This is a genomic window from Cellulomonas gilvus ATCC 13127 (genome assembly GCF_000218545.1).
Lineage (GTDB): Bacteria > Actinomycetota > Actinomycetes > Actinomycetales > Cellulomonadaceae > Cellulomonas > Cellulomonas gilvus.
Genome location: NC_015671.1, coordinates 2,204,783 through 2,219,546, shown reverse-complemented (window position 1 = coordinate 2,219,546; position 14,764 = coordinate 2,204,783). Strand labels below are relative to the sequence as shown.

Annotated in this window: 13 protein-coding genes; 9 read left to right on the top strand and 4 right to left on the bottom strand. The window is 75.8% G+C overall.

The window, feature by feature from the left end; all coding sequences use genetic code 11:
- Positions 1-8: 8 nt before the first annotated feature.
- Positions 9-530, bottom strand: coding sequence for a type III secretion system chaperone family protein (locus tag CELGI_RS10270; protein WP_013884055.1), 522 nt, complete (start codon positions 528-530; stop codon positions 9-11).
- Positions 527-1,126 carry a type III secretion system chaperone family protein gene (locus CELGI_RS10265; protein ID WP_013884054.1) on the bottom strand — a complete coding sequence of 200 codons (600 nt, stop codon included), beginning with the start codon at positions 1,124-1,126 and terminating at the stop codon, positions 527-529. Before CELGI_RS10265 ends, CELGI_RS10270 begins: the two co-directional genes overlap by 4 nt.
- A gap of 171 nt (positions 1,127-1,297) precedes the next feature.
- Between CELGI_RS10265 and CELGI_RS10260 the strand changes: the two genes are divergently transcribed.
- Genes CELGI_RS10260 through CELGI_RS10230 form a run of 7 tightly spaced genes read left to right on the top strand, consistent with a single transcriptional unit; the run spans position 1,298 to position 8,787 of the window.
- Positions 1,298-1,801 carry a YbjN domain-containing protein gene (locus tag CELGI_RS10260; protein WP_041574639.1) on the top strand — a complete coding sequence of 168 codons (504 nt, stop codon included), beginning with the start codon at positions 1,298-1,300 and terminating at the stop codon, positions 1,799-1,801.
- Complete coding sequence (locus CELGI_RS10255; RefSeq protein ID WP_013884052.1) at positions 1,798-3,750, top strand: HSP90 family protein; 1,953 nt, start codon at positions 1,798-1,800, stop codon at positions 3,748-3,750. Before CELGI_RS10260 ends, CELGI_RS10255 begins: the two co-directional genes overlap by 4 nt.
- The gene (locus tag CELGI_RS10250) at positions 3,747-5,651 is read left to right on the top strand and encodes a hypothetical protein (protein ID WP_013884051.1); all 1,905 of its coding nucleotides are present in this window, start codon (positions 3,747-3,749) and stop codon (positions 5,649-5,651) included. Before CELGI_RS10255 ends, CELGI_RS10250 begins: the two co-directional genes overlap by 4 nt.
- Positions 5,652-5,661: 10 nt before the next feature.
- Entirely contained in the window at positions 5,662-6,504 is an 843-nt protein-coding gene (locus CELGI_RS16525; protein ID WP_013884050.1) for a class III extradiol ring-cleavage dioxygenase family protein, read from the top strand.
- Positions 6,501-7,460: a tRNA (adenosine(37)-N6)-dimethylallyltransferase MiaA gene (miaA, locus tag CELGI_RS10240; protein WP_013884049.1), complete on the top strand. Its 960-nt coding sequence runs from the start codon at positions 6,501-6,503 to the stop codon at positions 7,458-7,460. Before CELGI_RS16525 ends, miaA begins: the two co-directional genes overlap by 4 nt.
- On the top strand, positions 7,457-8,437 hold the full coding sequence (gene dapF, locus CELGI_RS10235) for a diaminopimelate epimerase (protein ID WP_013884048.1): 981 nt from the start codon (positions 7,457-7,459) through the stop codon (positions 8,435-8,437). Before miaA ends, dapF begins: the two co-directional genes overlap by 4 nt.
- Positions 8,434-8,787 (top strand): thioredoxin family protein, encoded by a 354-nt coding sequence (locus tag CELGI_RS10230; protein WP_245528086.1) that lies wholly within the window; start codon positions 8,434-8,436, stop codon positions 8,785-8,787. Before dapF ends, CELGI_RS10230 begins: the two co-directional genes overlap by 4 nt.
- On the opposite strand, the gene CELGI_RS10225 is transcribed toward CELGI_RS10230, so the two are convergent.
- Both CELGI_RS10225 and CELGI_RS10220 read right to left on the bottom strand, forming a co-directional pair.
- Entirely contained in the window at positions 8,730-10,190 is a 1,461-nt protein-coding gene (locus CELGI_RS10225) for an MFS transporter (protein WP_013884046.1), read from the bottom strand. The two genes, CELGI_RS10230 and CELGI_RS10225, sit on opposite strands and share 58 nt — an antisense overlap.
- Positions 10,191-10,199: 9 nt before the next feature.
- Positions 10,200-10,862 (bottom strand): class I SAM-dependent methyltransferase, encoded by a 663-nt coding sequence (locus CELGI_RS10220; RefSeq protein WP_013884045.1) that lies wholly within the window; start codon positions 10,860-10,862, stop codon positions 10,200-10,202.
- A gap of 119 nt (positions 10,863-10,981) precedes the next feature.
- Between CELGI_RS10220 and hflX the strand changes: the two genes are divergently transcribed.
- Both hflX and CELGI_RS10210 read left to right on the top strand, forming a co-directional pair.
- Positions 10,982-12,505 carry a GTPase HflX gene (gene hflX, locus CELGI_RS10215; RefSeq protein ID WP_013884044.1) on the top strand — a complete coding sequence of 508 codons (1,524 nt, stop codon included), beginning with the start codon at positions 10,982-10,984 and terminating at the stop codon, positions 12,503-12,505.
- 64 nt (positions 12,506-12,569) lie between these two features.
- A complete protein-coding gene (locus CELGI_RS10210) occupies positions 12,570-14,726 on the top strand; it encodes an ATP-dependent DNA helicase (RefSeq protein WP_013884043.1) in 2,157 nt (718 codons plus the stop codon).
- Positions 14,727-14,764 lie beyond the last annotated feature (38 nt).

Genomic DNA, 14,764 nt, shown 5'->3' with positions numbered 1-14,764 from the left:
GTGGCCCGTCAGTTGTCCGGGACGTCCGGCGGGGGGCCGCCCCCGGCGGGCAGCGTCGACTCCAGCGCGGCGAACAGCTGCACACCCGTGCCGAGCCCGCACGCGAGGATCTGCTCGAGCTGGTTGTCCGTGGCCCCCGGCTCGAGGTCCGCGGAGACCTCGCTGTACAGCGCGAGCATGCCCTCCTCCTCGCGGAGGTACGCCTTGGGCCAGATGCGCTCGCGGTTCCAGTCGTTGAGCGCGAGCGAGACCGCGGCGCGCTGCTCGAGCGGCAGCTGGCGGTGCCAGCGGCCCCGGATCTGGATGATCTCGGCGTTCTCGCCCAGCAGCAGGAACCAGAAGCGGCTGCCGTCCCAGGTCCCCGTGAGGTCGCCGTCGTCGTCCACCACGAACCGGTAGCCCCGCGCCAGGAGGTAGTCGCCCACGCGGTCACGTGTGACGGGACGCGGCACCTGATCGTCCGAGGGCGCGCGCTTGGCGGGCGTGGGCAGTCCGCCCAGCGCCCGCAGCAGCCACCCGGGGCCGTTCACGGCGCCGTCCCGGCCGGGTCGGGGTACAGCTCGTCGAGCGCGTCGAAGAACATGCTGCCGGTGGACAGGCCGCAGAACAGCAGCTGCGAGAGCTGCTCGTCGGTCGCGCCGTGCTCCAGGTCGGTCGCGACCTCCGAGACGACGTGCACGCGGCCGTTGTCCCGCACCCGCACGTACGCCTTGGGCCAGATGCGGTCGGCGTTCCACTCGTTGCACACGTCGAGCACCTCCTCGAGGCGCTCGATCGCGATCTCGCGGTGCCACTGCCCGCGCACCTGCAGGATCTCGGACTGCTCGCCGAACAGGAAGAAGTAGAACAGGCGGCCGCGCCACAGGCCGCCCAGGTCGCCGTCGTTGTCGATGAAGTAGCTGAAGTCGTTCTGCGCCATCCACGCCGCGATGCGCGCGGGTGACAGCGGCGTCGGGTTGTCGCCCGCGACCTCGACCGCGCCCAGCTCACGCGCCAGCAGGCGCGCCACGCTGTCCTGCAGCTCGTCGTCGGACGGCTCGGGCCGCTGCGGGGCGGGCGACGACGAGGTGGCGCGACGACCCGCCCGGCGCCACCAGGGCCGGTGCGGTTCGGGAAGCCCTGCCATGAGGTGGACCCTACCCGCGCCCGCTGACACATGCCCCGGGCGGCGTCCAGGAACTGGGACGCTTCCGCCGAGACCGGGGCGAGACACCCGGCTGCGAGCGAGGACGGCTAAGGTCGCTGCGGCGCCCGGCCGGTCATGGCGGTGCACGACGACGAGGAAGACGGTGACCTGATGGGGTTCTTCAACAAGCCCGACGCCCTGCCGGCCGAGCCGAGCGGGCTCGCACCGCTCAGCGACGCGCGGATCAAGGCGGTCCTCGACGCGCGCGGCTACAACTACGGGGTCGACGGCGACGGCGACATCGGGGGCATCTGGGACGACCACCTGTTCTACTTCCTGCGGATCGGCAGCGAGCAGGAGCACCTGCAGGTGCGCGGCCGCTGGTCGCGCCCGCTCTCGGCCGCGCACTACACGGCGGTGCTCGAGCTCGCCAACGAGTGGAACATCAACAAGCTGTTCCCCAAGACGTACGTGCGCGTCGAGGACGGCGACCTGGGCGTGTACGCCGAGCACACCGTGGACTACGAGCCCGGTCTGACGGACGAGCAGCTCGACCAGCACCTCGCGTGCGGCGTCTCGACCGCGCTGTCGTTCTTCGGTCTGCTCGACGAGCGGTTCCCCGAGGCGGTCGAGCAGTTCCGGGCGATGGACGCGGCGCGGCGAGAGCAGGAGTGAACGGCCCGGACGCGACGAACTTCCAGGTCGACCTCCGCGGCGTCGTCGACCTGCTGGCCCGGCACCTGTACTCGGGTCCGCGCGTCTACCTGCGTGAGCTGCTGCAGAACGGCGTGGACGCGATCACCGCGCGCCGCGCGGTCGATCCGGCGGCACCCGCACGGGTGCGGCTGCGACCGTTCGACGGCGGCGGGCTCGAGGTCACGGACACCGGGGTGGGGCTCACGCCCGACGAGGCGCGCGAGCTGCTCGCCACGATCGGCCGGTCCTCGAAGCGGGACCTGGACCTGGGCGTCGGCCGGGACGAGTTCCTCGGGCAGTTCGGCATCGGGCTGCTCTCGGCGTTCATGGTCGCCGAACGCATCGAGCTGGTCTCGCGCTCGGCGGTGCACCCGGACGCGCCCGTGGTGCGCTGGTGCGGCTACGACGACGGCAGCTACACGCTGGAGGAGCTGACGGGCGCCGACGCGGCGCGGCAGGACGTCGGGTCGACGGTCCGGCTGCTCCCGCGGCGGGACGCCGAGCACTGGCTCGAGCCCACGACGGTGGTCGCGCTCGCCGAGGAGTTCGGCGGCCTCCTGCCGGTCGACGTCGCGGTGCAGGTCCCGCTGGTCGCCGTGGGCGGACCGGACGACGGGGCGCCGGAGGGCGCCGAGCGCGTGTGGCGCAGGACGAGCGCACCCGCGCTCCCGTGGCGCACGGGCCGCACGGGTGAGCAGCGCGATGCCGAGCTCGCGGACTACTGCGAGCGCACGTTCGGCTTCCGACCGCTCGCGCACCTCGACCTGGACGTCCCGGTCGCGGGGGTCGACGGTGTCGCGTTCATCCTGCCGAGCAGCGCGCCGGCCTCGGCCGCGGTGCACCGCGTGTACCTCAAGCGCATGCTGCTGGGCACGCGCGTACCCACCGTGCTGCCGGACTGGGCGTTCTTCGCCCGGTGCGTGCTGGATGCGAGCGCGCTGCGGCCCACGGCCTCGCGCGAGGCCTTGTACGAGGACGAGGTCCTGCTGGCCACCCGGGACGCGCTCGGCGCCGCGGTCCGCACGTGGACCATCGAGACGCTGCGCTCGTCGTCGGGGTTGCGGCGCCGGTTCGTCGAGGCGCACCACCTGGCGCTGCGTGCGCTCGCGACGAGCGACGACGACGTGCTCGACCTCACCGCGCAGGTGCTCCCGTACGAGACGACGGACGGCACGCACACGCTCGAGGAGGTGCGGCAGGCGACCGGCTCGATCGTCTACGCGGCCACGGTCGAGGAGTACCGCCGCATCGCGCCCGTCGCGCGCGCCGAGGGCCTCGTGGTGGTCAACGGCGGCTACGCCTACGACTCCGACATCCTCGAGCGCCTGGCCGCGCGTCACCCGTCGTGGGGTGTGCGCCCCCTGAGCACGAGCGACGTCGCGCAGGTGCTCGGCCTGCTCCCACCCGTGCGCGAGATCGAGCTGGCCGGGTTCGTGACCGCGGCCAACGCGCTGCTCGAGCCGCTCGAGTGCGAGCTGCAGCTGCGCGAGTTCGAGCCGACCTCGCTGCCGGCGCTGCTGCTGCAGGACCGCGAGGGCGACCACCAGCGCAACCTCGCACGCACGGTCGCGGAGGGTGACGACCTGTGGGGCGAGCTGCTCACCGGCTTCGCACGGGACGCCCAGCCCCGCCGTCTGGTCCTCAACTGCGCCAACCCCGTGGTCGCGGACCTCGTGGACGCGCCCGCGGGTGACGTGCGTGACGCGGGAGTCCGTTCGTTGTACGTGTCCGCGACTCTCCTGGCGGGCGAGCCGCTGCGTGCGCGGGACGCCGAGCTGATGACCTCGGCGCTCGCCGTGCTGCTGCGGGCCGGCGTCGCGCAGGCCTCGGTCGCGGACGGCGCGGTTCCGCCCGCGGGCGATCCGCACGCGCCCGGCACGGACGCGTCCGGCGTCCCCGACCCCGACGAGACCGGAGGACCACGGTGACCCCCTCGCTCGAGAGCACCAACCGCGAGATCAGCCGCCTGCGCGACCTGCCCTACGGCGTCGCGCGCACGGCCGCGTTCGAGCAGCTCGTGGCGCGGATCGAGGCCGAGGGCCCCGACCCGGCGCGCGCCTACGCGTACGCGGGCCTGGTCGAGTCGCTCGTGTGGGGGCAGGAGGTCGAGAAGGCCTTCGTGCCGTTCACGCGCTGGATGCGGTGGGCCGACGAGCACCCCGAGCACCTCGACGACGACGACTGGCACCTGCTGTTCTGGTCGTTCAAGTGGATGGTCGCCGACCTGATGGACTACCCCACGGTCTCGCGCGACCAGATCGAGCGGACGCTCGCGGACATGGAGCGCCGGTACGCGCTCGCGGGCAACGGCATGAACGCCGTGCGCCACCAGCACTTCCTGTGGGCGTGGGCGCAGGACCACCCGGACACCGGCGCGGCGTACGACGCGTGGGTCACCACGCCGCGGGACGACTACTCGCAGTGCGAGGCGTGCGAGCCGGGGGACCGGGCCGCGTACCTGTTCGACGTGGGTCGCACCGAGGAGGGCATCCGCATCGTCGAGGCCGCGCTCGAGCAGGACCCGACGTGCGCGACCGAGCCGGCGGACATGCTCGCGCGGCTGCAGCTCGGCTACCTCGATGCGGGACGGCACGCGCAGGCCGCGCGGACGCACCGTCGCGCGCTCGCGGCCCTGGACGCGGCGACGGGCGGCATGACGGGTGCGCGGGCGCGGCACGTCGTGTTCCTGGCCCGGGCGGGGCACCCGCAGGAGGCGCTCGCGCGGCTGCGGGCCGAGGCGCACCTGCTGCGCGAGGCGCCGACCCCGTTCCAGCGGCTCGGCTTCCTCCAGCAGGTCGCAGGCGTGACCCGCCTGCTGCGCACCGCGGACCCGGGCGCACCCGCCGACGTCCCGGGCGTGCCCGCCGCGACGATCGCGGACCTCGACGACTGGGTCCTGCGTGAGGCGCAGGCGCTGGGCGCGCAGTTCGACGCGCGCGACGGGTCCGACGGCGCGGCGCGCAGCCTCGCGGCGGCCCTCGCGCTGCGGGTGGTCGACGAGCCCCTCGACCTCGCCGTGATCCCGCGGCCGGCCGACGGCACCGGACCGGCCGCTGCGCCGGCGGTGCGACCGGGCACGGCGCCGGACGCGGGCGGGCTGCCCGCGCTGGCCGACCGTGCCGAGCGCGCACGCGGCGCAGGCGACCTGGCCGACGCAGCCGCCGCCTACCTCGAGCTCGCGGCGGCGGCCCGGGAGGCGGGTCTGCTCGTCGACGCGGGCATGGCGCACGCCGAGGCCGCGCGGTGCGCGCAGGAGCTGCATGACGAGCGCAGCGCGGGCTGGGCGTACGAGGAGGCGGTCGCGCTGCTGCGCGCGGGGGGTGCCGACCCCCTCGTGCGCGCGCACGTGGTGCGCGCGTGGGCGCCCGTCGCGGCCGAGCACGAGCGCTCGCCGGCGCTGCTCGCCGAGCTCGACGCGCTCACGGCCGACCTGACGGCCGCGCCCGCCGACGACGAGCAGGCGAGCGCCGAACGCGTGCTCCGCGCCCGGCGTGCCGAGGCGGCGCGGCTCGAGGACGTGCGTGCGCGCACGCTCGCGACGGTCGGTCAGGTGGCCGCGGCGATCGACGTGGCCACGGCCGCGGCGCAGGAGCTCGCGGGTGCCGGTCTGCCGGCCGAGGCCGCGGACGCGTTCTGGCTCGCAGGGCGGCTGCAGCGCGGGGAGGGTCGTGCGCAGGACGCCGTGTGGAGCCTGGAGTCCGCGGTCGAGGGGTTCGGCATCGCGCGCGACCGTGCGCGGCGCGCGGGCGCGGCGGGTGACCTGATCGCGCTGCTGCGCGAGCTCGGCCGCGGTGACCAGGCCGACGAGCTCGCGCGCGACCTCGGCTAGCGTCGGCCGCATGTTCGTCGCAGCCGCGCTCGTCCCGGACACCGCGCTCGTGGTGCCCGGTGCGTCCGGTGCGCGCGACGCGGCCGCGCAGCTGCGTGCCGCCGCGCGCGACGCCGTCCGTGACGCGCTCACGGATGCCGACCGCGTGGTCGTCGTGGCGCCGGCCGACGCCGTCCGGTCGACGACGTCAGCGCGGCCGGCGGGGCGTGTCCCCGCGGGGACGGGTGGCGGCGCGTCCTGGCTGATCGGTGTGGCGCACGCGACCCTCGCAGCGGTCGGCGTGCCCGATGCGATGCTCGCCGGGGTCCTCCCGACCGTGCGCCTCGTCGGGCCCGACGACGCGCCCGGGGGCTCCGGGGTCGACCCGCACGCGGCGGTCGTGCCCGGTGTGGCCACGTCGGTCGCGCTGCACCTGCTGGCACCCGTGTGGCCGGGACCGGTGCACGCGCTCGAGGTCACGCGCGGCGCGCCCGAGCCGGACCCCGCGGCCCTGCGCGCGCTCGGGGCAGACGTGGTCGCGGGTGCCGGACGCGTCGCGCTCGTGGTGGTCGGGTCCGGTTCGGGCCGCCACGGACCCGACGCTCCGCTCGCGGACGACCCGGCGGCCCTCGACGTGGACGCGATGCTCACGTCCGCGCTCGCCGCGCCGACGGCACGGTCGCTGGACGAGGTCGCGGCACTGGACGCGGGGACGGCGTCGACGCTCGCCGTGTCCGGCCGACCGTGCTGGCAGGTGCTCGTGGGCGCGGTCGGAGACGTGCCGCTGCGTGCCGAGGTCGCCGCACCCGTGCTGCTCGGTGCGCAGCACGTCGTCGGCACCTGGCGCACGCACGACGCGGCGGACCGGACGTGAGCGGCCTCGTCGTCACGGTGGTCGGGCCCACCGCCACGGGGAAGTCGGACCTCGCGCTCGAGCTCGCGATCGCGCTGGGCGGCGAGGTCGTGAACGCGGATGCGCTGCAGCTGTACCGGGGCATGGACGTCGGGACCGCCAAGCTCACGCCCGCCGAACGCCGCGGCGTCCCGCACCACCTGCTCGACGTGCTCGACCCGCGCGAGGAGGCCTCGGTCGCGGACTACCAGCGCCTCGCGCGTGCGGCGCTCGAGGACATCGACCGCCGGGGGGCGCGTGCCGTCGCCGCGGGTGGCTCGGGGCTGTACGTCCGCGCGCTGCTCGACCACATGGAGTTCCCCGGCACGGACGCCGCGGTGCGTGAACGGCTCGAGCAGCGGGTCGAGGCGGAGGGCGCCCGCGCGCTGCACGCCGAGCTGGACCGCGTGGACCCGGTCGCGGCCGCCGCGATCGGCCCGCGCAACGCACGCCGCATCGTGCGCGCGCTCGAGGTCATCGAGCTCACGGGGCGCCGCTACTCGTCGTCGCTGCCGCAGCACGTGTACGAGGTCCCGGCCGTGCAGATCGGGCTGGACTGCGACCGTGCGGTGCTCGACGCGCGCATCGAGTCCCGCACCGCGCGCATGTTCGACCAGGGCCTGGTCGAGGAGGTCGAGCGCCTGCTGGAGCACGGCCTGGGCCGCACGGCGGCGCGCGCGGTCGGCTACGCGCAGGTCGTGTCGCTGCTCGCGGGTGAGTTCTCGTCCGACGAGGCACGCGCGGCGATCAGCGCGGGGACGCGACGCCTCGCGCGCAAGCAGATGGGCTGGTTCGGGCGGGACCCGCGCGTGCACTGGCTCGACGCGCAGGACCCCGAGCTGGTGCCACGCGCGCTCGACCTGGTGGCGCAGGCCGATGCTGGCAGCCTCGGACCCGCCACGGACGCACCGAGCACGCGCCGTACCCTGGGCTCATGACGGCCCCCTCGACCACGTCCTCGATCACGAGCACGGCCGCCGCGGCGGGTGTGCTGCACGTGACGAAGGGTCACGGGACGCAGAACGACTTCGTGCTGGTCGACGACCGCGCAGGCACGCTCGAGCTCGGTGCGCCCCTGGTCCGTGCCCTGGCCGACCGCCGCGCGGGCGTCGGTGCGGACGGCGTCATCCGGTTGGTGGCGACGCAGCACGTGCCCGAGGGTGCTCCGCTGCTGGTCGACGAGCCCGCCGCGCAGTGGTTCATGGACTACCGCAACGCCGACGGGTCGATCGCGGAGATGTGCGGCAACGGCGTCCGGGTCTTCGCGCTGTACCTGGACCGGCTCGGGCTGTGGCCCGCCGAGGGCGACCTGGTGGTCGGGACGCGCGCCGGCGCCATGCGCGTGCGGCGCGAGCCCGTGCCCGACGGGGTCGACGACGCGCAGTGGTTCGCGTTCGACATCGGCCGCTGGCACCTGCCCGGAGGCGCCGCGGCCGTGGAGGCGGGCTTCGACGCCGAGGTCGAGGTCGCGGGTCTCGCGGTCGACCGGCCCGCGCTGTCCGTGGACGTCGGCAACCCGCACAGCGTGCTGGCGCTGCGGGACGAGGCCGAGCTCGCGCTCGCGGACCTGGCGCGCGCGCCGCGCGTCACGCCGACGCCCCCGCACGGCACCAACGTCGAGATCGTGGTCCCGCTGGGCGAGAGCGTCGTCGACGGCCGGCCCACGGGTCGGCTCCGGATGCGCGTGCACGAGCGTGGCGTGGGGGAGACGCGGTCGTGCGGCACGGGTGCGGTGGCCGCCGCGATGGCGGTGCGGTCCTGGGCGGGCGCGACCGCGCCCGACGACTGGTTCGTCGAGGTCCCCGGCGGCACCGTGCGCGTCCGTGCCCTCGGTGCCGACCACGCCGAGCTCGCGGGGCCCGCCGTGCTCGTGGCCGAGCTGGACGTCGACGTGGCTGCGCTCCTCACGGCGTGAGCGAGACCGTGGCGCCCGTGGAGCGGCTCACCGCCCGGGAGCTGGGTGCCGATCTGGGCGAGGGCGCGACGCTCGTCGAGATCGCGAGCGCGTTCTGCCAGCCGTGCCGGGCCGCGCGCCTCGTGCTCGAGCACGCGGCCTCGACCCAGCCCGGGGTGCGGGTCGTCGTGCTCGACGTCGCCGACCACCTGGCGCTGGGCGAGCGCCTGCGCGTGCTGTCGACGCCCACGGTGCTGGTGCTCGACGCACGTGGTGCGGTGCGGCACCGGATGACCGGCGTGCCCCGGCTGGCTCAGGTGCGTGCGGTGCTCGCGGACGTGCTCGGGTCCGCGACGGCACCCGGCCCGTAGCCGGCACGCGGTGCGACGCGGGGTGCGACGAGCGCCGCCGCGAGCGCGAGGACCGCGGTGAGCGTGAGGCACACCGCGTACGGGACGTCGCCGCCGCGGTCGGCCGCCGCGCCGAACAGCACCCCCGTCACGGACAGCGCGAGGGCCGCGCCGAGCGAGTCGGCGACCGACAGCGCCGAGCTGTTGGCGCCCTCGGCACCCGCCGCGGAGTAGCGCAGCACCAGCACCGTCTGACGCGCGTACGTCAGACCCATCCCGAACCCCGCCGTCGCCCACGCGACCACGAGCACGACGACGGGGGCATGCGTCGCGGCCCCCGCAGCGGTCGCCGCGATCGCGAGCGCGACGGTCGCGGTGCCGATGCGGATCGCGCGCGTGTGGGGCAGGCGGTCGCCCAGCCGCCCCTGCAGCCACGACGCGCCGGCCCACGCGATGGCGGCGGCGGTCAGCGTGACGCCCGCGAGCGACGCGGCGATGCCGTAGCGCCGCGTCAGGAGGTAGGGCAGGTAGACCTCGGCGGCGAAGAACCCACCGGCGAGCAGCGCGCGCGTGGCCACGACCGCGGGCAGGCCGCGCGCCGCGTGCAGCGTGCCGTGCGGGACCAGGGGACGCAGCGCCACGAGCGCGCACGTGACGCCCAGCGCCGCCACGACGAACGCCGCGCGTCCCTCGACCTCGGCGCCGAGCCCGAGCGCGAGGACCGCGACGGCCGCGAGTGACGCCCATGCGATCCGCCGCCCGGTCGCCGGCGGCTCGACGCGCCGTACGGCGTCCTCCTCCTGGGCGGGCGCGTCGGGCGCACCCAGGGTCCGGACGCGGTGCAGCGCGACCGCCGCGACCGCGGGCACCAGCACCGCGACCGCCAGGAACACCCACCGCCAGTGCAGGTGCTCGGCGACGAACCCCGCGACGGGCGGACCGACGAGCGACGGCACCACCCACGCCGCCGAGAAGCCGGCGAACACCCGCGGGTGGAGCGACCCCGGGTACAGCCGCGCGACGACGACGTACGCCACCACGGTCAACGAGCCGCCGCCGAGGCCCTGGAGCAGGCGCCCGGCGGCGAGCTGCTCCATGGAGACCGCGGTGCCCGCGACGACGAGCCCGGCGACGAACAGGCCGGCCGCGGCCGCGAGCGGCCGCGCGGGCCCGGCCCGGTCCGCCCAGGCGCCCGCGACCACCATCCCGACCACGCCGGTCGCGAGCGGCGCGGCGAATGCGAGCGCGTACAGCGAGGCGCCGTCGAGCGCCTCGGACACCGTGGGCATGACCGTGGTCACCGCGAGGCTCTCGAACGCGGCCAGGAACACGAGCGCGCACAGCGCCCACGTCGTCGCGCGCAGCCGGCGCCACGCGGCGGCGGCCTCCTCGCCGGTCAGGACGGCGGCGACGGCGGGAGGCACCGCAGCACACTAGCCGGGGGCGCCGACACCGTCCGCCGGCGTGCGTGCCGTCACGCGCAGCACCCGGAAGCCCTTGGCGGTCGCGACCCGTTCGACGTCCGCGCGTCCCGCGAGCTCGTCGGCCAGCCACCGCTGCAGCGAGTCCGCGCCCAGGTTCTTGCCGACGACGAGGTGCGCCGCCCCGCCCGGGACCAGACGCGGCAGCCAGTGCGCGAGCAGCGCGTGCAGCGCCGGCTTGCCCACCCGGATGGGCGGGTTGGACCAGATCGCCGTGAACCGCACGTCCGCCGGGACGTCGTCGGGCGCGACCGCCCGCACGTGCGTGGCCCCGGCGCGCTCGGCGTTGCGCCGGACCAGGTCGAGCGCGCGCTCGTTGACGTCGACGGCCCACACGCGCGCGTCGGGCGAGCGCAGCGCGAGGTCGAGCGTGATCGGTCCCCACCCGCAGCCCAGGTCCAGCAGGTCTCCCGCGGTCGGCGGCTCGGGCACGTGGTCGAGCAGGATCCGCGTCGCGTGGTCGACGTGGTCGGGGGAGAACACACCGCCCGCCGTCTCGACCTCGACGTCGCGCCCGGCCAGGTGCACCACGAGCGTGCGGCGCTCGTCGGGCGAGGCGGGTCGTGCCGTGAAGTAGTGCTCGCCCTCGTCGTGCGTCGTCCCGTCCCCAGCCACGCGCCGACCCTACCCAGCGGCGTCGGCCCGCAGCGAAACGCCTCGACCGCCTCCCGTGCGCGTGCGACCCTGGAAGCAGGCGTGCTCCCGCGCGCCGCACGAACGACGCGAGGAGCCGCGTGAGCGAGACGCACCACACCACCACCCCCAGCCGCACCCCGGACGAGCCCCGCTCGCCGCAGCAGGTGGCCGACGACGTGGTGGCGCGGGTGCTCGCACGGGCGGGGACCGCGCTGCAGGCCGGCGGCACCGTGCACTCGTCGTACGACGGGCAGCAGCTCGACCTCGAGGAGCGCACGTCGCTGCGCCGCGTCGCGGGCCTGTCCACCGAGCTGCAGGACGTCACCGAGGTCGAGTACCGCGAGCTGCGGCTCGAGAACGTGGTCCTGGTGGGCGTGTGGGGCCAGGGCACCGTGCAGGACGCCGAGGTGTCGCTGCGCGAGCTCGCCGCGCTCGCCGAGACCGCGGGTTCGCGCGTGCTCGAGGGCGTCCTGCAGCGTCGCGCCAAGCCGGACCCGAGCACCTACCTCGGCTCGGGCAAGGCCGCCGAGCTCGCCACGGTCGTGGCCGCGGTCGGCGCCGACACGGTGGTCGTCGACGGCGAGCTCGCGCCGTCGCAGCGCCGCGCGCTCGAGGACGTCGTGCGCGTCAAGGTGGTCGACCGCACCGCGCTGATCCTGGACATCTTCGCGCAGCACGCCAAGTCGCGTGAGGGCAAGGCGCAGGTCGAGCTCGCGCAGCTCGAGTACCTCCTGCCGCGCCTGCGTGGCTGGGGCGAGTCGATGTCGCGGCAGGCGGGTGGTCAGGTCGGCGGCGCGGGTGCGGGCATGGGCTCGCGTGGCCCGGGTGAGACCAAGATCGAGCTCGACCGCCGGCGCATCCGCAACCGCATGGCCAAGCTGCGCCGGGAGATCGCCGCGATGGAGCCCGCGCGCCTGACCAAGCGTGCGTCGCGCAAGCGGAACGCGATCCCGTCGGTCGCCATCGCGGGGTACACCAACGCGGGCAAGTCCTCGCTGCTGAACCGCCTGACGCACGCGGGCGTGCTCGTCGAGAACGCGCTGTTCGCCACGCTCGACCCCACCGTGCGTCGCGCGGAGACGGTCGACGGGCGGGTCTACACGCTCGCGGACACCGTCGGCTTCGTGCGAGCACTGCCGCACCAGCTGGTCGAGGCGTTCCGCTCGACGCTCGAGGAGGTCGCGGACGCGGACCTCATCCTGCACGTCGTCGACGCGTCGCACCCCGACCCCGAGGGTCAGATCGCCGCGGTCCGGCACGTCTTCGCGGACATCCCGGGGGCCATGGACGTGCCCGAGATCATCGTGCTCAACAAGGCGGACCTGGCGACCCCCGAGGCGATCGCGCGCCTGCGCTCGCGTGAGCTGCACTCGATCGTCGTCTCCGCGCACAGCGGCGAAGGCATCGAGGAGCTGCAGGACCTCATCGCCGACCAGCTCCCGCGCCCGGGTGTCGCGGTCGACCTCGTCGTGCCGTACGGACGCGGCGACCTCGTCAGCCGCGTGCACGAGCACGGCGACATCGAGCTCGAGGAGCACACGCCCGACGGCACGCACCTGCGCGCGCGCGTCGACGAGACGCTCGCGGCCGAGCTCGAGACGTCGGCGGCCCGGCGCGCCTGACACCTCGCCCACCACCCGGGTGCGCGTGCGGTCGGCGCGCGCCGGGCGGCACTAGGCTTGCCCGATGCCCGCCGCCCCCGAGTCGTCCGACGAGACGGCCCGCGCGGCGTCCGAGACGGACGAGCGCGGCAGGGACCAGGAGCGCGACCGTCAGGTCGACGAGCTGCTGGACGTCGCGGTGGGCGTGCTGGGCGGCGGACGCCGCGAGGGTCAGCACCTCATGGCGCGCGCGGTGGCGGCCTCGCTCGCGACCGGCGAGCACCTGCTGGTCCAGGCCGGCACGGGCACCGGGAAGTCGCTCGGCTACCTGGTGCCGGCCGTCCGGCACGCCGTGCACGCCGACGAGCGCGTCGTCGTCTCGACCGCGACGCTCGCGCTGCAGCGCCAGGTGCTGACACGCGACCTCCCGCTGGTCGCCGATGCGCTCGAGCCGCACCTGCCGCGACGGCCCCGGATCGCGCTGCTCAAGGGCTGGCACAACTACACGTGCCTGCACAAGCTCGAGGGCGGCTACCCGGAGGACGACCAGGGCGCGCTGTTCGACCTGCCGGAGCGCGGCGGCGCGGCCGAGCACCCCGCGACGAGCGCCGCGGCGGGCGAGGGACGCGAGGCGCTGGGTGCCCAGGTGGTGCGCCTGCGCGAGTGGGCGGCGACCACCGAGACGGGCGACCGCGACGACCTGGTCCCGGGCGTCACGGACCGTGCGTGGCGCCAGGTGTCGGTGACGTCGCTCGAGTGCATGGGCTCGCACTGCCCGCGCCTCGAGGAGTGCTTCCCCGAACGTGCGCGGGCCCTGGCCCGCGAAGCGGACGTGGTGGTGACGAACCACGCGATGCTCGGCATCGCGGCGTCGGGGTCGCCGCACGTGCTGCCGGAGCACCAGGTCCTGGTGGTCGACGAGGCGCACGAGCTCGCCGACCGCGTCACGGCGCAGGCGACCGCGGAGATCTCGCTCCCCGTGGTCCAGCACGCCGCCCGGGTCGCGCGCCGGCACGGCGGTGTGCCGCCGACGGACCTCGAGGCCGCGGGTGAGGCGCTCGCGGGCGTGCTCGTCGCGCTGCCCGAGGGCCGGTTCCCCGACGGTCTGCCGCCCGCGGTGTTCGACGCGGTCGCGACCGTGCGTGACGCCGCGCGCACGCTGCTCTCGCTCCTGCGCCCCGAGGCGGGCGGGGGAGGCACCGCGCCCGGCGCGGCCGAGGGCGGCCGCAAGATGGCGCAGTCCGCGGTGCTGACGCTGTTCGAGACCGCCGAGCGGATGACCGCGGAACCCGAGGACGCCGCGCGGACCGTGCTGTGGTGCGCGCGCGGTGAGGACCGGTCCGGCGCGATCACGACGCGCCTGCACGCCGCTCCGCTCGCGGTCAACGGACTGATCCGCACGCAGCTGCTCGCGGGTCGCACGGGTGTGCTGACCTCGGCGACGCTCGCGCTCGGGGGCACGTTCGAACCCACCGCCCGGTCCGTGGGTCTCGAGCTGCGGCCCGACGCCGAGCCCGTGGGCCCGACGACCGTCCCCGGGGCGGACCCGGCCCCCGCGGCGCCCCAGGGGCCCCTGCGCTGGACCGGGCTCGACGTCGGCAGCCCGTTCGACTACCCGCGCCAGGGCATCTGCTACGTCGCGCGCCGCCTGCCGCCACCCGGTCGCGAACCCGCGACCGATGCGCAGCTCGACGAGATCGAGGCGCTCGTGCGCGCGTCGGGCGGTGCCACGCTCGGGCTGTTCTCGTCGCGACGCGCGGCCACCGCGGCGGCCGAGGCGATGCGCGAGCGGCTCGACGTGCCCGTGCTGCTGCAGGGCGACGACCAGCTCCCGACGCTCGTGGCGCGGTTCGCCGCCGACGAGCCGACATGCCTGTTCGGGACGCTCGCGCTCTGGCAGGGCGTCGACGTCCCGGGTCGCTCCTGCCGTCTGGTGCTCATCGACCGGATCCCGTTCCCGCGTCCCGACGACCCGGTCCGGTCGGCGCGTGCGGACGTCGTGGCCCGTGCGGGCGGCAACGGGTTCATGGCGGTCTCGGCGACGCACGCCGCGCTCCTGCTGGCACAGGGCGCGGGACGCCTGATCCGTGGGCCGCAGGACCGCGGCGTGGTCGCGGTGCTCGACCCACGGCTGGCCACCGCGCGGTACGGCGAGTACCTGGCGCGCTCGATGCCGCCGTTCTGGCGGACCGACGACCGGGACGTGGTGATCGCCGCGCTGTCACGGCTGCGTGACGCGTGAGCCGATAGCCTTCGACCGGACCGTCGGCCCAGAAGGAG